The sequence below is a fragment of the Candidatus Babeliaceae bacterium genome (genome assembly GCA_041660765.1).
GTDB lineage: Bacteria > Babelota > Babeliae > Babelales > Babelaceae > JBAZVR01.
This window is the reverse complement of the sequence record JBAZVR010000001.1, coordinates 609,148-627,944: the sequence shown is the minus strand read 5'-3', so window position 1 is coordinate 627,944 and position 18,797 is coordinate 609,148. Positions and strand designations below refer to the sequence as shown.

Here is an 18,797-nt window from a genome sequence, read left to right as displayed (position 1 = left end):
TTATGAATATTTTTTTTAAAGTATGCGTGATGTTTTTTATAATCCCCGTATTTTTACAAGCTGTGTATTTAACCTATCTCCATAGATCTTACCCAGCGATAGTTCGTGAGGTGCGACCCGAGTTTTCAGGTCAAATAGGCCAAGCGCTTGAGTATGCTCCCGAAATAGAGAGTTTTTTGCGACGTTCGCATGAAAGTAGTGCGCAAGACATTGAGAGCATTTTAGGGCCATTGGAAAAAATAGGAGCTTTGTTAAGCGATATTGATGTTATAGGCACTGATATACAAAATGCTGTGGAGGCGGTGCAAAATATGCCAAAAATAATGTCGTGTAATAAGGCAAGTAATGAAGCACTTAGAGGTAATTCCCCTAATGCCGCAATATGCAGAAGCCTTGGATGTCTCGATCATACTTCTTGTATAAAAAGGGGTATTAGTGAAATGAAAATGATTTTAAAGCCATTTATTAATGATATTTTTCTTGGTTATGTGTCTCAGGGTGTTATAAAGCAGGGTATTGTTTTTGATGCCTTGGATATTATCAATGAGCCTCAGCTCAAACATGAGCTTATTTCTGTGATTAATGTTCTAGAGCAAATATTGCATTTTATTGATATAGTCGACGACATGATTGTAGCAGGGGATGTATAATGAAATTTTTGATACATACTAGTACATCTATTATTTTATTATGTTTATTGCAACAAATATATACCGGTCCGGTTGCTTCAACGATGGCAACAGTTGCGGGAGTATCGGGCTCATTAACGGGCCTTTTTCCTAATGATTATCGGCCAAAGGTTGTTCTTTTTTCGGAATCTCTTAAAGATGGTGCACAGATAGCTTTTGCTGTAGAAAATCTTGTTCCTTATTTTAAAAATGCTTTTGTTAAAAATATGCATGACCTGCAAAATATGTTTGATTGCATAAAAAATAGCCAAAATGTGGCTAAAAAAAAATGCATTGCCCAAACATTGCGCAAAATATCAACTACGCTTAGTCCATTATCAGACAATTTATTGGGCAAAGTTATTTCTAGCTCGCAGAATAATAAAATTGTTAATACAATAGAACCTGGTTTTTTGATGACTATCGCTCACTCAAAATTGTTGCCTGAATCAAAGCGTATTAATATGAGCAACTACATTATCTCTTTTAATAAAATATACGATATGTTGGATTTTTTGGCAGTATTATTTGATCCTGAAAAGAATAACTTATAAAGCATCATTTAAAATTGCTTGTCGGTAGTGTTTCATAAGCTTTATCATATACGTTATGTTATGGATTGATGCGAGTATCATTCCAGTCATTTCGTGCGATTTAAAAAGATGGTGTAGATAGGCAGCCGTGTAGTGTGTGCATAGTATGCAGGTGCATTGTTCGTCCACGGGGCGCATGTCTGTTTTGTATATTCCCTGAGCAATTTTTACCATGCCGCGAGAGGTGAATAATAAGCCATGTCGGGCACATTTTGTTGGATGAGAACTGTCAAAAGTATCAATTCCGTGACGAATTCCCGTTTCTAATGATTCTAAGTCGCCAATGCCCAAAAGATGGCAAGGGGCTTCAGGTCGCATATGTGGCATAAGGTCGTTAAGCATGAGAAACATTTCATCCCTCGTTTTTCCAAGGCTTCCGCCTATTGCAAAACCATTGAAAGGTAAATTTTGTAGGATTAACGCACTTTTTTTTCTTAATTCGTTATCAATACCGCCATGAATAACGGCGTATATTGCTTGATTATTTGTATGCTGTAAGTGTTCATCGAGTGAGCGTTTTTCCCATCGATGCGTACGATCAAATGATTTTTTTAATTTTTCTTGATTAATATGATACGGCGGTAATTCATCAAGCGGTATAATAATATCAGCACCTAATTGTTTTTGTGCTTGAATAGATGATTCTGGTGTTAACAAAATTGGCGTTCCGTCTCTATATGATCTAAATAGCACGCCTTCTTCAGAAATTTTTATGACAGAACCTTCATGTTTTTTGGTGCCTTTACTTTTAAGCTCTTGCGCAACTCCACCATATGCAAGGCTAAAAACTTGAAAACCGCCCGAATCTGTTATCAGAGCCCCTTTTCTATTCATAAAGCGGTGTAATCCACCAGCTGCTGCAACAACTTCTGTGCCCGGATGAACAAGAAGATGATATGTATTGCAAAACATAAGATCTATGCCAAGATCATTTGCTTGAGTTGTTTCAATAGCTTTAAGTGCTGCATGTGTTCCAACAGGAACAAAATTTGGTGTTTCAATTATGCCATGCGGTGTATGGATACGGCCAACTCGGGCACGTGATTTTTTTGATGTATGAATTATTTCAAAAAACGTCATGCTTGCTTTCTATGTAGTGCATCAAAAAAGGAAGAATGCATAAGGTGCTGGTGAATGTTAAGACTTTTATAAAATAACTTATAGCAATCACGTATACGATGTGGTCGATAAGGCCATAAAGGCCCAATATAGTAAATAAAGCGGTATCTATTAATTGACTGATGCTCAATGAAACAAAACTTTTTTTTACAGGTGATAGGTGGTTATAGCGTTTTGTAAGACTTTGATATATAAAATAATCTATTTGTTGAGAGCAATAATACACAAATAATGAAGCAGTTGTGATGCGCCAAGCTGGAGAAAAAATGGCTTGATAATGAAAAGCGCTCCAATCTGTCGTTGTTGGAATATACATGTTATGTAAACTTGTAATAATAGTATAAAAAAGTAAACATAAAAAACTGACTATAATTGCTTTTTGGGCGCTGTTTGCCATGTATCTTTGCTGAATAATATTCAGGGTAATCGTTCCACCAACGGCTAAGGCATCTGACGCCGTTGCATTGAATCCAAATAATGTTATTTGTTTTAGGACAAATATATTGGAAAAAATGGCAAGTATGCTCATATAAGCAGTGAGTGCCGATACCCCAAAAAAACTAATAATGGCCAAGAAAATGGCGACTGTTCCAAGATATAAAAAAAAGAGTAATTCGTTTATCATAGTTTTATTATACTACCATAGTATTGAAAAAATGTGATAATTATAAGAAAAAATGCTCCAAACATGATGCTATCAAATCTATCTAAAATGCCTCCATGTCCAGGAAGCAGAGTCCCAGAATCTTTAAGATGCACTTTTCTCTTAAGCCATGATTCAAATAAATCTCCTGCAAGGGCACATATATTAAGAGCTAGTATTAAAAAAATCGAATAATCAGAGAACAAGAATTTGGTGACGCCGCATGATATACCCGTTGCTCCCAAGAACCCCTCCCAAGTTTTTCCAGGACTGATGTGGGGAGCAATTTTGTGCCGACCCCATAACTTGCCTATCGCATACGCACAACTGTCATGAATAAAGAGTGATGTAAAAAGCAGGAGAAGATAATCGCGATGATACGTATTAAGCAATATGAGCGCACAAAATGGAACCACTGGATAGAAAATAGTGAGTTGCGGTTGTTTAAATTGAGGCCATTCAAAGCGCAAAATATATAATAATAGCAGTATGAAAAATAGGTTGAGAGATATATATGGCATATAAAAAAACAATAAAAAGAGCAGTATAAGAATAATAATTCCAGTAATAATTCGCGCAACGATCATGTCTAAAATCCTTGCTGGGTGAAGGCGTTGGGAATGTAAGTTATAGAATAATCTGCCCCGCATGGTTCTAATAATGCAACATCAAATCTAATAATATGTTCATCGGGAGAATAGCCGTACTTTAAGAGATATTGATGCGCTGTTGTAATAATTTTTTTTTGCTTAGAAGGAACAATGATTTCTGAAAGATTGCAATAATGATTATTTCTGACTTTTACTTCTACAAAAGCAATCAGTTTTTTTTTATGTGCAATAATATCAATTTCTCCCTGGCGGCATGAAAAATTCATGACAATAGAAGAAAAATCTTGTTGTTGTAGGTACGTCGCGACAAGTCCTTCGCCCTTTTTTCCAAGCTGAATACGTTGGTGTGACATGTTATAATTGACTGCTTAAATAGGTTGTTATGGTTGGAGGACCGTATATTTTTTCAAAAAGTTGTGCCAGCGATTTTTCGACAAGTTCAACAACGGTATGTAATTGTTGTGTTGGATTTTGCGCATCATATGTATCAAGCATCGCATTGATGGTTGATATTGCTGATTCATAAGGCTGTTTATTTGATATATGCGGAATGATTCTTTTTTTTACATATTCCAGTCGTTTTATTGCTGAAATAAGTGATTTGATATTGTTTTCTAAATGATATTTTGTTATATAAAATTGAACTATCATAATATCATGCTCGAGAAGCAATTTATAGCACTCATCAAGAATACCGATCACTTCATCTTTTTTGTGGTCGTCAGGAAATTCTTCCAAAAAAAGTTCTGCTAAGTCGATTACTTCTCTTGTTTTTTGTTGGTCACGATATACCGGTTTAATTTCTTTTTGATGGGCTAAAAGTTCTTTATAAGCAGCGTGCGCGATTAATATATTTCCGGGATATAATGTTTTGAATTCTTTATAATTTTTTTGAGCTTCTTCGTATTTATTCATTTCTAGCTGAATATCCGCTAATTTGATAAGGGCATCGGCAGAAATTGCGTGATCAGAAGAAAGGGTTATAATCCGTTCGAGTGCTCGCGCAACAAGATCGGGATGTCCCGTTTTTTGGTAATAATCACGTGCATGTTGAGCTTCTTCAATATTCATATCTTTTATATTTTTTTTTGGTGTATCTTGTGAGGTTTTTTTTAAGCATCCCGATGTAATAATTATACTGATGCATAAAAATATATATAATTTATGAGATAACATGTCGCTGTAGCTCCGGCATTTAATTATCATAGCTAGGTATATAAATAAGGTATCATACCCATTTTATAACGGCAAGTGGTATGATTCTATAAAGATTATTGCGACCATGCTATTCTTAAAATATAAGAAGCTTATTGATGGAGACTATATGCTAAAAAAAAGTATAAGTGAAATACTTATTGATCAAAAAAAAATAACAGCTCAGGAAGCGCACCAATTGCATTCAGAAAGTTCTGCGGTTGGACAAACGTTCGAGCATTATATTGTTGAACAGAATAAAATACCTGCGCTTGATATTGCGCAGGCGTATGCGTCTAAGTTTGAAGTCCCGTTTCTTGAGGTTATATCTCAAGAAATGGCATCGCCTGAAATACTAGCAAAAATACCTCTTAAGTTTTTACGTGAACAGGTCGTGATTCCGATACAATGGCATGATAATAAAATTATGATTGTTACTGCTAATCCTTTTGATTTTCAGCCAATAGATGAGCTTAATGTGTTGTTTGGTGGTGACACGTTGTTGGGTGTTGCAATGCCTGCAGTCATTATCGAGGGCATCAATCGTTATTATCCTCTTGAGGGTACTCAGGAAATGATAGCAGAATTGCAAGAAGAAACAGCTTTGTCTGGCGCCATGGATTTTGAAGCAATTCAAGAGGAAGATATTTTGGGAATGGCGACCGAAGCTCCCATTATTAAGTTGGTTAACCATATTTTGTATCAAGCTATTAAGCGAGACGCGTCTGACATTCATATTGAGCCCTTTGAAAAAGAATTGAGAATCCGTTATAGAATTGATGGTGTTTTATATACAACAATGACTCCTCCTAAGCGAATACAAGGCGCATTAGCCTCTCGTTTGAAAATTATGGCAAATTTGAATATTGCGGAAAAAAGACAGCCTCAGGATGGTCGTATTCAAATAAAAATAGCCGATAAAGCAATTGATATTCGTGTTTCCATATTGCCTGTAACGCATGGAGAGCGTATTGTTATGCGATTATTGGATAAAACGAAAACATTTGGTAAGTTAAAAAATCTTGGCTTTAGTGAGCGCGATTATGGTGTTATCGAGCAGAGCATTAAAGAGCCTAATGGTATTTTGCTTATAACTGGTCCAACTGGATCTGGTAAAACGTCAACATTGTATTCTATTTTAAGTGAACTCAATGCGCCGGATGTTAATATTGTGACGGTTGAGGATCCAGTTGAATACCAAATGGCTGGCGTTGGCCAAGTTCAAGTACGTGAAAAAATAGGATTGACATTCGCAGCGGCGTTGCGATCAATTCTTCGCCAAGATCCTGATATTGTTATGATTGGAGAAACTCGTGATCAGGAGACTGCGCAGATTGCTATTCAGGCAGCTCTAACAGGCCATCTTGTTTTGAGTACTGTTCACACTAATAGCGCCGCCGCAACTATTACTCGTCTTATAGATATGGGCATAGAGCCATTTTTAATTGCATCAACGATTGTCTCTGTTGTTGCACAGCGATTGGTAAGAAAATTGTGTAGTGCTTGTAAGGTAATCTATACGCCAACGGCTGAGACGCTCAAAAGGCTTTCATTGTCTTCTGAAGCAGCTGCGCATATTACATTTTATGACGCACGCGGTTGTAATGAGTGTTTACAAACTGGTTATAAGGGGCGGCTTGCTATTTTTGAAATTATGGTGATGACTCACCAGATTGCCCGTATGACTATTAATCGTACTGATACTGCACTTATACAACAACAAGCCCAAAAAGATGGCATGACGCTATTAATTCAAGATGGTATCAGAAAAATCACATTAGGTTTGACAACTATTGAAGAGGTATTATCCGTTGCGACTGCGCATGATATTGAGTAAAAAAGGATTCACTCTTTTTGAGACATGCATAGTCATGGCAATATGTTTAGGCATGATGACATTGAGTATGCATTATTGTTCTTTTTTTGATCGGTTGCTGGTGCGAATGGAGCTTGATGCACTGTATTCTTTGTATGCTATGTTACAGCAGCGAGCACTCTTGCATAACAGGGAGCAGTGTCTTTATTTTGACGATAAGACTAATAGCTATCGATATGATAATGTTATTCGTACGTGCGGGCGCGGAGTTTGCTTTGGCGTGCAAAAGGGTGTTTTGGGCCCACCATCATCACCTGCGCATGAAATTAGAGATGCTATTATGTTTGATAAACATGTTTGTATTTTTTACCCCGATGGCAAAATTCAATCCGGCTCAATTTATTTAACGAATGCCGCCCGAGATGTTTCTTATGCGTTAACGTGTCCCGTAGCAGCCGTCTCTTATGTGCGTATGTATGCATATGATCAAGGATGGTTGCTACTTTCATGAGTTATTGGAGATTGTTTTTTAGTCTTATGAGTGCATGGCTATGCGCATGTCTTATTATACTTATTATTGCGCAAGATGATGCTTGGGTTAAAAAAAAAATTGCACAACAATGTAGTCGTTTTTATAGCGATAATTTTGACTGTTCTTTTTCTGCAGATATTGATTATATTAATTTTTTTACAGGGCGTATTGATCTTAAAAATCTTGAAGCAAAATCATTGAACGGTGTTGTCTGGTCGTGGTCAGCGCAACATGTGGTCGTTGAATTATCGTGGTTGTATTTGTTTCTACGTAACAACTGTGCGATAGCATTTACAGTTGATAATCTTTCAGTAACATCGGATATACAGGGCACTTCTATTGGTATTTTTGAACATATTAAAAATCTTCTTAAGGCTCCAGCAAAGCCACCATTTATGCTCAAATCATGCGTAATAACGTCAGGTACGTGTACAGTGCATGATATTTCTGACGCATATTCAGGAATATTACATTTTAGTACGTATGTTGATTTTACTTCTGCAGGGTCTATTGCGTGCATGCTGAATGGCGGGTGTGTATATGTGGGAAGTGGCTGTATTTTTAAAAAATGTTCGGGTGAAATTACGTATAGTGGATCAAAACTATATTGTGCCATTAAAGGGATCCATGCTCAACATAGTCGGGTAGATGATTATTGGTATGGTGAGGTTAGTGTTGATGATGGTGCAATTTCAGCGGCATGTCATAATCTTACTCACAAAATTACTCTATTGGGGACGAGTCTTATGTCTGTAGTAAATGGTACATGTCAATGGATGCGCAATAATATGTTAGAATACGAAGGCTCTTTTGTAGTCGATTTGTTAACGGGTAAAGCAACTCATGACGGTAAATTGCTGCAGCCGTGTATTGATCTTTCTACGCAGATGCAGATATATGATGGTCGGGTTACTGCTTGTGCACACTATGATAATTATCATATGGATATTGATGCTCAATTGTATCCGCGTCCGCATGTAGTCGCATGTACGTTGTATAATAATAAAAATACATGTTGCACTTTTCAGGGTGATAATACGTGTATGGGTGTATGTTCTATTCCATTTACTGTCTTACGTAATTATATGCAGATTGCAGGGATAACGTTGCCGAGTCGGGGTGCATTAACTATTAATGTAGATTATCAAGCATTACCACATATTAGGTTACGTGTCAGCTGTGATCCATTTTTTATTACAGGCGCTTCTGTTGGTACAAAAATTTCTGGATTACGTGCGCGCGTATTGTTGGATGGAGGCAGTTCTTGCATAGTTGTACAGGACGCTTCTTGTGCGTTGCCGCATGGAGTTATTAAGATACCAAGGGCTCTTATTGATTATAGTGTTTCAGGCATAGAATATGCATACTGTCCCTTGTTGCTACAAAAATGTTGCTTTCATTGGAATAAAAATATTTTTGCAGTGTGTTCAGGATCTTTGCTTTTTACATATGATCGTCATAAAAAATCAACGTTTGACGGTACCCTTGTTATTGATAAATCACGTATTTGCAATGTGCCATTTACAACGCAAAAAGAACTAAAAAAAACAACAACTTTTATTGACGATGTTTTATTGAATATTTTAATTAAAACAGGTCAATTAGCTCAAATTAAGCTCCCTTTTGTTGAAGCACAAGCATATGGTTGCATGCATTGTCATGGAACCTTTGGTAAGCCTGAATTAAGCGGCGTTATTGCATTGCATCAAGGGGTAGTTGCTTTTCCGTATGAGCCGCTTGTTATACAAAAAGGGAAAATATATTGTATGCCGAATAATGAGCTTATGCTTGATATTGCGGCATCAAGTTCGGTTAAACAATATAAAATCAATATGGATATTTCTGGTACTCTGAGTGATCCGGTTATAAAACTTGATGCGCAACCAGCGCTTTCTGAGTCGCACATTGTTGCATTGTTGTTAGGTGGTGTGGCTGACGGGTCACTTGCTTTTGCTGTTCCGCGGGGTGTTACGCGATATCTTGAAGATTTTATTTTTGCACCTCAAGGCAAAGCTTATGCTGCTCAAGCATATATAAAAAGTTTTTTGCCTCCGGTAAAAAATATACGGATTGTTCCTAGTTTGACCGATCATACCGGCCGTGGCGGACTGCGTGCGCGATTAGAAATTGATGTAAATGATCGACTAAAAGCATTGATTCAAAAAAACTTTAGTCTGACCGAAGATGTGTATGTCGAAGTTGACTATGCCATTTCTGATGATGTAGCTGTTCACGCTATGAAGGACGAGCGTGGCGACATCGGCGCTGAGATCGAAATGAAATGGAAATTTTAATCTCATGCCGTATGCTATACAACCTAATTAACAAATTATTATAGAATTTTTGGAGACAATTATGAAAAGTATTATCGCGCTGCATGCGCTTGTATGTATTTTTATGTTACCAATATCTGCAATGGAAGAGGGCTCTGAGTTGGTAGCGCAGCATAATTATTTTGATGTATTGCCGAATGAAGTAATGGTTAATATCATGGATAAATTTATAGATGGTTGCCTTTTTTCACATATATGGTTATTGATTAGTCGGCGGTCGGTTTTATTGACATGCAAGCGATTTAATGAGATTGGTGAACCGGCATTTATAAATTATCTTTTTAAAAAATATTGTCTCGGATATTCTAATACGGATAGCAAAATACACATCGCTGCAAGTTTAAATTCGATAACATGGTTAAAGAATTTCTTTAAGGATAATGATAATTATAAGCATTTAATTCATGGGAAGAATAGTACTGGATTAACACCATTACATTGTGCAGCAAATGCTGGTGCTCATGATGCCGCACAGTTATTAATTGAAATGAAGGCGTCGGTTGATGCTCAAGATTTGAAAAATCAAACGCCCCTGCATTATGCAGTTATATGCAATAGATTAAGGATGTCGCAGTTGCTGCTTGATTCGGGTGCGAATACTACTATTCCGTGGAATGAACATAATTATATCCATACGGCGGTATTTTTTGAAAACACATCAATGGTTAAATTATTATTAGGTCATGGCGTAAGTATTGGGTCACGACCTAACGACGTTGATGGTGTATTGTCCCATGCAAAACAATGGGGCAATCCGGAAATAATTACGTTGATTGAGCGGGAATTAGCAAAGAAGACGGGAATATAATTATGAAAAATTTTATCGCGTTATATGCGCTTGTATGTATTTGTATGTTACCAATATCTGCAATGGAAGAAGGCTCCGGGCCGATTGTTCGGCATAATTATTTTGATGTATTACCTGATGAAATAATTTCTAAAATTATAGGTTGTTTGGCGGACGATAAAAAAACATCACCAGAGAGCCGTCGGTCATTTTTATTGACGTGTAAGCGCCTTGATATGATTGGGCAATCAGAATTTATAAATGCTCTTTTTAACAAAGATGATTGGCGTTGTAATACTCTAAAGTGCATATTGCTGCGAGCTTGAATTCAACAAGATGGCTAACAGCATTCTTTGGGGATGAAGAAAATAAACAGTTGATTAATGTGGCAAATAGTTTGTGGTCAACGCCATTGCATTGCGCCGCATATAATAACACATATGGTGCAGCATTATTATTAATTGAGTTGGGCGCGAATGTTAATGCTCGGAATCTATGTGGTAAGGGGCCTCTGTGGTATGCGGTAGAAAAGAGTCATGTCTCAATGGTTCAGTTGTTATTGAATAATGATGCGGATGTTGCTGCAGATTATAAAGAGCAGTGGATTAAGTCAGAATCGTTATTGGATTGTGCAAAAAAAATAGGCAATAATGAAATAATTGGTTTGCTGCAACAAGCATTGGCTAATAGAGCGTCATAATCAGAATGAATCTCTGTGAGTGTATTAAGAAGTAGAACAAAAATAATTAGTATCGCATCTGTGTTTTAATTGAAAATAAAGTTGAAACTTTAATATATAGCTGTATGCTATACAACCTGATTAACAAATTATTATAGAAATTTTTTGGGGACAATTATGAAAAATAGTATCGCGCTCTATGCGCTTGTGTGTTTATTTGCAGTGCCAACGCATGCAATGGAAGAAGGTTGTGGGCCGCTTGTGCAGAATAATTATTTTGAGGCGCTATCGGATGAAGTGATTTCTGAAGTTATATATCAGTTGATAGATGTTTTTGAGAACGAGGCGTTGCTTAAAGATAGTCAATCGTTTTTATTAACCGATAAACGATTTAATAGAATTGGAAAAACAGAATTTATAAATCACGCTTTGATAAAAACTAATTTTTATCAGCTTAATAATAATAAGGCGCATATTGCTGCACTTTTTAATTCGACAGAGTTGTTGAAAGAGTTATTAGAGAATGGCAAGAATAAGAATTTGATTAATCAGCACAATGCTGAAACGTTGACTCCATTACATATGGCTGTTGCATATAATGCATATGACGCCGCATCACTATTAATTGATTCGGGCGCAGATGTAGGTGTAGAAGATGGAAAAAAACTGCAACCACTTCATTATGCAATATGTAACAATAATCTATCAATGGTTACATTGTTATTGAATAAGCGTGCGCATGTTGGTCCAGAAAATACCGGTTTATTAGCTTATGCAAAAAAGCGTGGCAACACAGAGATAATCAAAGCACTTGAGTTGGCTATTACTAAAAAACAAAAGAATAATGATGAAAAATAGTATCGCGCTCTATGCGCTTGTATGTGGTTTTGTCTTACCAGTTTACGGGATGAAAGATGATTGTGCTCAGATTGATGTACGTGATTATTTTGTTCAAGTTCCGGATGAGATAATTTCTGAGGTTGTATATCAGTCCATTAATGTTGTTGATAGGGTTATTGATCGAACGGCATTGATGAATGATTTTCGGTCATTTTCATTGACGTGTAAACGATTTAACGAGATTGGGGAAGCAGAATTTATACATCAGACTTGCGAAAAAACTAATGCTCATGGGCTCTCTAATAACAAAGCGCATATTGCCGCGAGTTTTAATGCAGTGAGGTGGTTAGAAAATTTCTTTAACGATACAGATAATATGCATTTGATTGATGCGAAAAATAGCGAATCGAAAACACCGCTGTATTATGCTGTCATATATAATGCATATGGTGCCGCATCATTGTTGCTTGATTTAGGCGCAAATGTTCATGCAGAAGATAAAAATAAAGTCCAGGCGCTTCATTATGCAATATGTGTAAATAATCCTTTGATGGTTAAATTGTTATTGGATAAGGGTGCAGATATTAATTCAAATCAATGGGCTGCTGGTGTATTAAGTTATGCAAAACAACGAGGCAATGCACAAATAATTCATTTGCTTGAACAGGCAATTGCCATTGCAAAAGAAACAAAAGAATAATGATGAAAAAAAATATCGTGATGCTATATGTATTTATCTGTGTTTTTATATTGCCAGCATCTGCAATGGAATACGCTTATTGGCGCCTTGTTGGAAGAAATTATGTTTACGATGTATCTAAAGATATGATTGGTGAAATTGCACATCAATTGGTAAACGTTTCTGATGAAGCGACACTTTTTGAGAATTGTAAAAATTTTTTATTGGTGTGTAAGCAATTTAATATGATTGGAAAAATAGAATTTATTAATCATTATAAAATATTGAGTTTGTTTGCAAAAAATTATAAGACAAAAATGCATATTGCTGCACGATTTAATTCGATTAGATGGACAGGAAGCGTTCTTGCACAGAGTAAAAACGCGTGGCTTATTAGAGAAATTGATGAAATACATTCTACCCCATTACATGATGCTGCACTTGCAGGATCAACGGATGTTGCGCGATTATTGATAAATTTTGGTGCCGATATTAATGCTAAAAATATGATTGGTATGGCTCCGATTCATTTGGCAGTGGCGTATGATAAGTTTGGAATTGTGCAGCTGTTATTAGAAAAAAAAGTTAATATTTTAGCATCTAATAACGCACGTGAAACTGCGCTGAATATTGCGATGAAAAGTAAAAATCGTAGAATGATTAGTGTTATTTGGCAAGCATATCCGAATGATGTTAGAGTAATGGGTACACGTCAAAACCGACCAGTATGCACTCTGGCTGAGGAATAATACCAAATTGTTGTAACACTTTTTCTTGCATAGCACGAGCTAATAAAACAATATCAGATGATGTTGCCGTTGCGCTACTCACGAGCATATTTGCATGCTGATATGATACTGATGCTCCGCCGATAGAAAGTTGGCCTTTTACTCCAATTTTATCAAGATAATAAGCAACATACATCATTTTTTTACCGTTACTTATTAACGTCACTTCATGATTAAGAAAATTTCTAAAAAAACTACCACAGGTCCTGCTTGTTGGATAGCGGCTTGTGCGATGCCGTATCATCTCATCTTTTCTACCACAGGCATATGCCGTCTCAATGATAGATGCGTTTTTAACTATAAATGTTGCATCGATGATAAAATATTCTTTTTCCTGTAGCTTCGATGCATTATAGCCAAAATTGAACCATGCATTATCAACGATTAAAATTGCTCCTGTATTTCGGTTGATGACGGTCGCTGAATGCAAAAATTGTGCCAATAGAAATTCAAAATAGTGAATATTGATATACACTGATCCGCCAACAGTTCCCGGAATACCGCTAAATTCTTCTAAGCCGGTATAATTGTTTTCGAGACAATAGTTAATAAGAGAAGGGAATGAGCAGCCCGCGCCTGCCGTTACAAGGCTATGTGTTGCATTAAAAGCTGTTGCGTAGATTGTTGTGATAATTGGTTTGATGACAAGACCATGAAATCCCGTATCTGCTATGAGAATGTTTGCACCTTCGCCAAGAATAAATATGGGTAATGCATGATGGTGTGCCCACATAATAGCTTCTTGAAATTCTTCTATTGTTGTCGGTTCTGCGTAGTAACGTGCATTGCCGCCAGTTTTAAACCAGCTTTTGTCAGCAAGTGGCACGTTTTCTTGTAGTAGCACTGTATTATTTAATGCAATATATCTGTGCGTTGTTTCGATCATATTATAACGAGCAATGTTGAGAGACTAAGACTTTTTTGGGTAGTATTCGTACATTGACCATATTATTATCGACAAGATTTTGGCAATAAGCGCTACAGGTATTATGATAATGATCTATGCATGACGGACAAACGATAATTTGCTTGTTGCATTGTGCGTTGATGCAATTTGTGTAATCATCGCAGGGCTTTGTACAAAAAGCACAGGAGCTGAGAATGTCGCTTGTGACTGGTAAAGCAATGCGAGCATCAAATACGTAATTTTTGCCTCTAAAATGACCATCAGGGAACGCTTCGGCGTATCGGTGAATGCCGCCAGCAATTTGGTAGACATTGCGAGCTATGTTCTTTGATTTCAAGTACGCAGTTGCACGTTCACATCTTATGCCACCCGTGCAGTACATCAGCACGTCTTTATCTTTAAAAAGATCTTGGTTGTCATCAAGATATTGTGGCAGATCTCTAAAATTGTCTATAGGTGCTAAAATTGCTTCTTCAAATCGACCAATGTTAGATTCATATATATTGCGGGTATCGAGAATGACAAGATCGTCCGGCTTATTATTTAAAAGTTCATGAGTTTCTTGCGGTGTTAAATGTTGCCCACCGTTTTCTGCTGTAATAAGGGTCGGGGAAACGCCTAATTTAACGATTTCTTCTTTGACTACAACGCGTAATTTGGGAAAACAATCGGCATCTCCAGCACTTTCTTTAAAATCGATATTATCAAAAAGTTCGTGTTGTTCAAATTCCTGTCTAAACGTTTCTGTTGCTTCTATTGATCCAGCTACTGTTGCATTAATCCCTTCATGAGCAATAATAATGCGACCTGTTATATTGAGCGAACGACAAAGATGTAACAACCAGTTTTTTATTTTTTCAGGATCTGAAATAGTAACATATTTATAAAAAAGTAAGACTTTTCCCATTGACTTCCATTTGTTTTTACGTGCTTGTAAGGGTAATAATATTTCTCATTATAACTTAAAGAGGTACGGGCTGACAAGCTCAGAAACTAAAAGTCTTGCTTGCGTATACGCTTTTTACGTAAATTATTGGGTAGATATCTCTATGTATTTCATAAAATGGTGTGGACGCTATGCTTAAAAAAATAATGTTATACATGGGCGTGATTATGTCAGGCTCTTGTGTTTTTTCTGTGTTTTCGATGGATGATTATATTGGATATTATGTTGCACTTGATAATAACTTAAACGCTTTACAGGCAGGATTGGCTCAAAAAAAACCTGGTGGCAAGGGCGGGAAAAAAGAAAATATTGGTTCTCAAGCGGTCACTCGAGAAACTGAGTATTCTCTTGTTGCTGAATTCGGCCTCCCCTTGTCTATTGATGATGTTGCAAGTAGCGGTGCCATTAAAATTAATATAAAGGCGTGGCTTGCGACACGCGATAAGGCGGCGCAATCAGATCAGATCGTTCAAGTAAGTACCGAATTGTTAGCAACAATCTTTAAATATATAAGTGATAACAAGTTGTCTGATCAAGATAAAGTTGGTATTGTATGGATCTTGGCAAAGATACTGTATAAGTACCCTCTTGCAATTATGTTTGATGAGCCCAATAAACCATCAGCATTTGATATTTTTGAAAAAATTGCCCCCGTTACGATTACTGGTAAGCAGTATGATGTTTATGCTTTTTTATTAACTATCTATGACTGGGCAAAAAAAATTATGGAGATTTATATTGCGGATTTAAAGGCAGGAAGGACATATCAGGGACTTTGTCAAGATCTTGATTATGTTACAAATTATCCTCTATTACTCAAAAATTTTATAGAAAAATCAACCGGAACGGGCGAGGCATTTAACGCATTTAAGAAGGACGTAGAGACGCGTCGAGCACAAGTTATTAGTTTGATGAAAGAGGCTGACTGGAATAACATTCGCAACAAATGTTCTGGGACTGTTGTGCTGCCTACCATTGAAGATTATCAAGAAATTACCGAAAAAGAACCTCGGCGTTTACTCTGTGGTATGCATAAAGGTAGCGAGTCTATGTGCTTTGTTCCGTTTCTTAATGACTTGTATAAAATGTATCAATATGGTCAATCATACGGTAAAAATGGCGAAAATTTTAAAGATCTTAATCCATTGATCAAGCAACGTCTGAAAGATAAATTTTTATCAGATCTTAATAAGCTTATTGCGTTTCTCGCTAAACCAGTCACATGTTATAGATGTATTGCGATGGATTTGCGTGGAGAGTTGGATGATCAGATGTTGCGATACTTTACCATGAAAAATGATGATCTCACAAAAATACGGATATATGCCGCATATCCAAATAAGCCTGAACAGCTTGTGTGGCTTAAAAATACGAACCTAAATGAGCCAGATCTTCCTTTTATTGCCAGTTATCAAAATCTTAAAAAGCTGAGTGAAAAAGAATACTTTGATGATCGTATGCAAGGCGCGAAAGCTTTCTTAGAAGAACTAATAAAAGCCGATCCTATTGACAAAGAACTTGCAAGAGCGTTGAAATATTTGGAGTTAATGAAAGAGCTTAACATAGCTGCCAAAACAGGTTTCAGTGCCGTCGAAGATGCATTAGTAGATTTTAGGTTGCAGGTTAATAACATTACCCAAGAGCTTGGCAAATCCAAGTATTTAGCATAAGAAATAGGAGGGGTTTATTTAAAATATGAGTTTTTATATAACAATGTATCGAAGGCGCCGGCGATCGTAGCCGTGATAGTCGATGGTTATATGACAAACTTTTTTGGTGAGCAGAGGCATGATGATTTCTGGCCATTCAATAAAGCACCAGCTTAAAGGGTTATAGAGATATTCGTCAAAGCCCATGGTAGTAAAATCGTGTGTATTTTTGAGCCTATATAAATCAAAATGATAAAACGTTTGGCCGTTGGCATTCGCATAGGTAGATAAATAGGTGAAGGTGGGGCTTTGAATCTCTTCATGAATGCCGCAACGATTAAAAATGGCCTGAATTAATGTTGTTTTGCCAGCACCAAGATTTCCGGTAAAAGTAAAGACGGGGTATTCATCCAGTAATTCACATAAATCTCTTGCGATATCGTCGATAGTGTCAAGCGTGTAAATGAGCTCATGGGTTTTCATGCTAGGCCTATTTTGTTATAACTTTTTAATAATCTTATTAAGTTTTCTTTCTTCTTTTGAAGCAGTATAGGCGTTTTTTGTTGGCTTTGCTATGGGTGTTTCGTCTTTATGTACGACTATGCTTGTATGCATGAGCTCGTCGAGCTCTGTACTGCTGGCATGATGGGTGTATTTATGTGTATGAGGGCTTTTGTTTTTTTGTAGTTGTTTGTGAGTTACGTCCTGCGTGATGTATTTATAAAATTCAACTGAATCGCATGATGCAACAGCATGGGTGCGTGCGGTTTTTTTAAGATTGTTGTCGGAACTTATGAGTAAAATATTGTCTTTTTCAGGTAATTTTTCGACAAGGGATATAATCACCTGATCGGCGCTTTTGTTGTATCCTGAATATATAATAGAAACGCTATGGTTATGGGATTGGTTTACGTCTGAAGAGTTTCCGTCAAAAACAATATATATAGTATGTTTTTTTGTATGAGCATATTTTGTTATAAGGTCGATAAACGCTCTTCGTTGTTTTTCAGAAATCAGAACATTATGAAAAATATTTTTAAGAATATTATATGCATCTATAATTAAAATCATAATAACTATTGCCAAAGATGATAATGGGCCGTACATTTATTAATAAAACTATACCTTTTACGCGCATATATTGTAAGGTTTTTGCTTATGTCACATCTTATTTACTTACGGCAGAGAATTAATGCGATAGAAACTATCCAGCAAACAACTAATGCTATGAGGCTTATTTCCATTTCTTCGCATGCCCGTTTACGTCAAAAAAAAACTCATTTAGAACGGTATCAGCAAGAAATTAAACAATTTGCACATGTTTTACGGGATGTTCGCCCTGTTGTAGCCACGAATAGTGATGATCTTGCAGCGCCTCAGCAAAAAACTCTGGTGCTCATTATTGGTTCGCAAAAAGGCTTGTGTGGGACGTTTAATAACAATCTTATTACTTTTATTGGCAAAGATGGGTTATTACATATGACTACGCCTGATATTATTGTTATTGGCAGGCATATGGTCGATTATGCGCATAAGGTTGTTGGTTCACGTAGTTTTAAGCGCTTTGATGATTTTACGATCGCTAATTTTGTAGAACTTTCTGCACAGCTAACGGCTTTGATAGAGGCTGAAAAGTACACCGATGTGTATGCGTATAGCAATCATCCAAAAACGTTTTTTTTACAAATGTGTCAAAAAACACGTATTTTACCGTTTGATCATCCTCAAGATACTGATATTTTTTCTGGAGATGTGAAGCCCGATTATAAGTACGAAGCTGAAGATCTTGATGCATTACAGGAATATATTTATAAGTTGACGCTGGGCGTTTCTTTGCAAAATGTGCTTTTTGAATCTCTGTTAGCTGAACAGGCTGCACGTTTTATATCTATGGACGCCGCCACGCGCAACGCCGAAGACGTTTTGAACGCTATGAAGCTTGATTATAATAAGCTTCGGCAAGCCCTCATCACGCGTGAACTTACCGATCTTGTCTCTGGTCTATAAGATTTT

Annotated in this window: 22 protein-coding genes; 13 read left to right on the top strand and 9 right to left on the bottom strand. The window is 36.6% G+C overall.

The window, feature by feature from the left end; all coding sequences use genetic code 11:
• The first annotated feature begins 29 nt into the window (after positions 1 to 29).
• Positions 30 to 650, top strand: coding sequence for a hypothetical protein (locus tag WC707_03535; GenBank protein ID MFA6066229.1), 621 nt, complete (start codon positions 30 to 32; stop codon positions 648 to 650).
• Positions 650 to 1,222 carry a hypothetical protein gene (locus tag WC707_03530; protein ID MFA6066228.1) on the top strand — a complete coding sequence of 191 codons (573 nt, stop codon included), beginning with the start codon at positions 650 to 652 and terminating at the stop codon, positions 1,220 to 1,222. The genes WC707_03535 and WC707_03530 overlap by 1 nt, the downstream gene beginning before the upstream one ends.
• On the opposite strand, the gene tgt is transcribed toward WC707_03530, so the two are convergent.
• From tgt to bamD, 5 genes are read right to left on the bottom strand one after another with little or no spacing between them, the layout of a single operon-like run.
• On the bottom strand, positions 1,217 to 2,341 hold the full coding sequence (tgt, locus tag WC707_03525) for a tRNA guanosine(34) transglycosylase Tgt (GenBank protein ID MFA6066227.1): 1,125 nt from the start codon (positions 2,339 to 2,341) through the stop codon (positions 1,217 to 1,219). The genes WC707_03530 and tgt overlap by 6 nt on opposite strands.
• A complete protein-coding gene (locus WC707_03520; GenBank protein ID MFA6066226.1) occupies positions 2,328 to 3,005 on the bottom strand; it encodes a queuosine precursor transporter in 678 nt (225 codons plus the stop codon). The genes tgt and WC707_03520 overlap by 14 nt, the downstream gene beginning before the upstream one ends.
• A complete protein-coding gene (locus WC707_03515) occupies positions 3,002 to 3,610 on the bottom strand; it encodes a phosphatidate cytidylyltransferase (protein MFA6066225.1) in 609 nt (202 codons plus the stop codon). The genes WC707_03520 and WC707_03515 overlap by 4 nt, the downstream gene beginning before the upstream one ends.
• Positions 3,611 to 3,612: 2 nt before the next feature.
• Positions 3,613 to 3,987 (bottom strand): YraN family protein, encoded by a 375-nt coding sequence (locus WC707_03510; protein ID MFA6066224.1) that lies wholly within the window; start codon positions 3,985 to 3,987, stop codon positions 3,613 to 3,615.
• Position 3,988: 1 nt separating this feature from the next.
• Positions 3,989 to 4,810, bottom strand: coding sequence for an outer membrane protein assembly factor BamD (bamD, locus tag WC707_03505; GenBank protein ID MFA6066223.1), 822 nt, complete (start codon positions 4,808 to 4,810; stop codon positions 3,989 to 3,991).
• 148 nt (positions 4,811 to 4,958) lie between these two features.
• Between bamD and gspE the strand changes: the two genes are divergently transcribed.
• From gspE to WC707_03460, 9 genes are all read left to right on the top strand, one after another.
• Positions 4,959 to 6,665, top strand: a complete 1,707-nt coding sequence (gene gspE / locus WC707_03500) for a type II secretion system ATPase GspE (GenBank protein MFA6066222.1) — start codon at positions 4,959 to 4,961, stop codon at positions 6,663 to 6,665.
• Between the two features lie 34 nt (positions 6,666 to 6,699).
• The gene (locus WC707_03495) at positions 6,700 to 7,155 is read left to right on the top strand and encodes a hypothetical protein (protein MFA6066221.1); all 456 of its coding nucleotides are present in this window, start codon (positions 6,700 to 6,702) and stop codon (positions 7,153 to 7,155) included.
• Complete coding sequence (locus tag WC707_03490) at positions 7,152 to 9,470, top strand: translocation/assembly module TamB domain-containing protein (GenBank protein MFA6066220.1); 2,319 nt, start codon at positions 7,152 to 7,154, stop codon at positions 9,468 to 9,470. The genes WC707_03495 and WC707_03490 overlap by 4 nt, the downstream gene beginning before the upstream one ends.
• Before the next feature lie 61 nt (positions 9,471 to 9,531).
• Positions 9,532 to 10,317 (top strand): ankyrin repeat domain-containing protein, encoded by a 786-nt coding sequence (locus WC707_03485; protein ID MFA6066219.1) that lies wholly within the window; start codon positions 9,532 to 9,534, stop codon positions 10,315 to 10,317.
• Positions 10,318 to 10,319: 2 nt separating this feature from the next.
• The gene (locus tag WC707_03480; GenBank protein MFA6066218.1) at positions 10,320 to 10,622 is read left to right on the top strand and encodes a hypothetical protein; all 303 of its coding nucleotides are present in this window, start codon (positions 10,320 to 10,322) and stop codon (positions 10,620 to 10,622) included.
• A complete protein-coding gene (locus tag WC707_03475; GenBank protein ID MFA6066217.1) occupies positions 10,619 to 10,996 on the top strand; it encodes an ankyrin repeat domain-containing protein in 378 nt (125 codons plus the stop codon). The genes WC707_03480 and WC707_03475 overlap by 4 nt, the downstream gene beginning before the upstream one ends.
• Positions 10,997 to 11,152: 156 nt before the next feature.
• Complete coding sequence (locus WC707_03470; GenBank protein ID MFA6066216.1) at positions 11,153 to 11,833, top strand: ankyrin repeat domain-containing protein; 681 nt, start codon at positions 11,153 to 11,155, stop codon at positions 11,831 to 11,833.
• Positions 11,823 to 12,515, top strand: coding sequence for an ankyrin repeat domain-containing protein (locus tag WC707_03465; protein MFA6066215.1), 693 nt, complete (start codon positions 11,823 to 11,825; stop codon positions 12,513 to 12,515). The genes WC707_03470 and WC707_03465 overlap by 11 nt, the downstream gene beginning before the upstream one ends.
• A gap of 2 nt (positions 12,516 to 12,517) precedes the next feature.
• Positions 12,518 to 13,243 (top strand): ankyrin repeat domain-containing protein, encoded by a 726-nt coding sequence (locus tag WC707_03460; protein MFA6066214.1) that lies wholly within the window; start codon positions 12,518 to 12,520, stop codon positions 13,241 to 13,243.
• On the opposite strand, the gene murB is transcribed toward WC707_03460, so the two are convergent.
• Both murB and WC707_03450 read right to left on the bottom strand, forming a co-directional pair.
• Positions 13,188 to 14,168 carry a UDP-N-acetylmuramate dehydrogenase gene (gene murB, locus WC707_03455; protein ID MFA6066213.1) on the bottom strand — a complete coding sequence of 327 codons (981 nt, stop codon included), beginning with the start codon at positions 14,166 to 14,168 and terminating at the stop codon, positions 13,188 to 13,190. The genes WC707_03460 and murB overlap by 56 nt on opposite strands.
• A 1-nt stretch (position 14,169) precedes the next feature.
• Positions 14,170 to 15,096: a rhodanese-related sulfurtransferase gene (locus WC707_03450; protein MFA6066212.1), complete on the bottom strand. Its 927-nt coding sequence runs from the start codon at positions 15,094 to 15,096 to the stop codon at positions 14,170 to 14,172.
• Between the two features lie 170 nt (positions 15,097 to 15,266).
• On the opposite strand from WC707_03450, the gene WC707_03445 reads away from it, so the two are divergent.
• Positions 15,267 to 16,805, top strand: a complete 1,539-nt coding sequence (locus WC707_03445; protein ID MFA6066211.1) for a hypothetical protein — start codon at positions 15,267 to 15,269, stop codon at positions 16,803 to 16,805.
• A gap of 33 nt (positions 16,806 to 16,838) precedes the next feature.
• On the opposite strand, the gene tsaE is transcribed toward WC707_03445, so the two are convergent.
• Complete coding sequence (gene tsaE / locus WC707_03440) at positions 16,839 to 17,267, bottom strand: tRNA (adenosine(37)-N6)-threonylcarbamoyltransferase complex ATPase subunit type 1 TsaE (GenBank protein ID MFA6066210.1); 429 nt, start codon at positions 17,265 to 17,267, stop codon at positions 16,839 to 16,841.
• A 15-nt stretch (positions 17,268 to 17,282) separates the two neighbouring features.
• The gene (locus WC707_03435) at positions 17,283 to 17,855 is read right to left on the bottom strand and encodes an NYN domain-containing protein (GenBank protein ID MFA6066209.1); all 573 of its coding nucleotides are present in this window, start codon (positions 17,853 to 17,855) and stop codon (positions 17,283 to 17,285) included.
• A gap of 87 nt (positions 17,856 to 17,942) precedes the next feature.
• On the opposite strand from WC707_03435, the gene WC707_03430 reads away from it, so the two are divergent.
• Positions 17,943 to 18,791 (top strand): FoF1 ATP synthase subunit gamma, encoded by an 849-nt coding sequence (locus WC707_03430; protein MFA6066208.1) that lies wholly within the window; start codon positions 17,943 to 17,945, stop codon positions 18,789 to 18,791.
• Positions 18,792 to 18,797 lie beyond the last annotated feature (6 nt).

What these genes read in the sequence shown, in the direction of transcription:
- bamD (MFA6066223.1), bottom strand. Translation starts at nt 4,810, where the DNA reads ATGTTATCTCATAAATTATATATATTTTTATGCATCAGTATAATTATT.
- WC707_03530 (MFA6066228.1), top strand. Translation starts at nt 650, where the DNA reads ATGAAATTTTTGATACATACTAGTACATCTATTATTTTATTATGTTTA.
- WC707_03535 (MFA6066229.1), top strand. Translation starts at nt 30, where the DNA reads ATGTTTTTTATAATCCCCGTATTTTTACAAGCTGTGTATTTAACCTAT.
- WC707_03435 (MFA6066209.1), bottom strand. Translation starts at nt 17,855, where the DNA reads ATGATTTTAATTATAGATGCATATAATATTCTTAAAAATATTTTTCAT.
- WC707_03520 (MFA6066226.1), bottom strand. Translation starts at nt 3,005, where the DNA reads ATGATAAACGAATTACTCTTTTTTTTATATCTTGGAACAGTCGCCATT.
- tsaE (MFA6066210.1), bottom strand. Translation starts at nt 17,267, where the DNA reads ATGAAAACCCATGAGCTCATTTACACGCTTGACACTATCGACGATATC.
- gspE (MFA6066222.1), top strand. Translation starts at nt 4,959, where the DNA reads ATGCTAAAAAAAAGTATAAGTGAAATACTTATTGATCAAAAAAAAATA.
- WC707_03470 (MFA6066216.1), top strand. Translation starts at nt 11,153, where the DNA reads ATGAAAAATAGTATCGCGCTCTATGCGCTTGTGTGTTTATTTGCAGTG.
- WC707_03485 (MFA6066219.1), top strand. Translation starts at nt 9,532, where the DNA reads ATGAAAAGTATTATCGCGCTGCATGCGCTTGTATGTATTTTTATGTTA.
- WC707_03480 (MFA6066218.1), top strand. Translation starts at nt 10,320, where the DNA reads ATGAAAAATTTTATCGCGTTATATGCGCTTGTATGTATTTGTATGTTA.
- WC707_03490 (MFA6066220.1), top strand. Translation starts at nt 7,152, where the DNA reads ATGAGTTATTGGAGATTGTTTTTTAGTCTTATGAGTGCATGGCTATGC.
- WC707_03450 (MFA6066212.1), bottom strand. Translation starts at nt 15,096, where the DNA reads ATGGGAAAAGTCTTACTTTTTTATAAATATGTTACTATTTCAGATCCT.
- murB (MFA6066213.1), bottom strand. Translation starts at nt 14,168, where the DNA reads ATGATCGAAACAACGCACAGATATATTGCATTAAATAATACAGTGCTA.
- WC707_03430 (MFA6066208.1), top strand. Translation starts at nt 17,943, where the DNA reads ATGTCACATCTTATTTACTTACGGCAGAGAATTAATGCGATAGAAACT.
- WC707_03465 (MFA6066215.1), top strand. Translation starts at nt 11,823, where the DNA reads ATGAAAAATAGTATCGCGCTCTATGCGCTTGTATGTGGTTTTGTCTTA.
- tgt (MFA6066227.1), bottom strand. Translation starts at nt 2,341, where the DNA reads ATGACGTTTTTTGAAATAATTCATACATCAAAAAAATCACGTGCCCGA.
- WC707_03460 (MFA6066214.1), top strand. Translation starts at nt 12,518, where the DNA reads ATGAAAAAAAATATCGTGATGCTATATGTATTTATCTGTGTTTTTATA.
- WC707_03515 (MFA6066225.1), bottom strand. Translation starts at nt 3,610, where the DNA reads ATGATCGTTGCGCGAATTATTACTGGAATTATTATTCTTATACTGCTC.
- WC707_03445 (MFA6066211.1), top strand. Translation starts at nt 15,267, where the DNA reads ATGCTTAAAAAAATAATGTTATACATGGGCGTGATTATGTCAGGCTCT.
- WC707_03510 (MFA6066224.1), bottom strand. Translation starts at nt 3,987, where the DNA reads ATGTCACACCAACGTATTCAGCTTGGAAAAAAGGGCGAAGGACTTGTC.
- WC707_03495 (MFA6066221.1), top strand. Translation starts at nt 6,700, where the DNA reads ATGGCAATATGTTTAGGCATGATGACATTGAGTATGCATTATTGTTCT.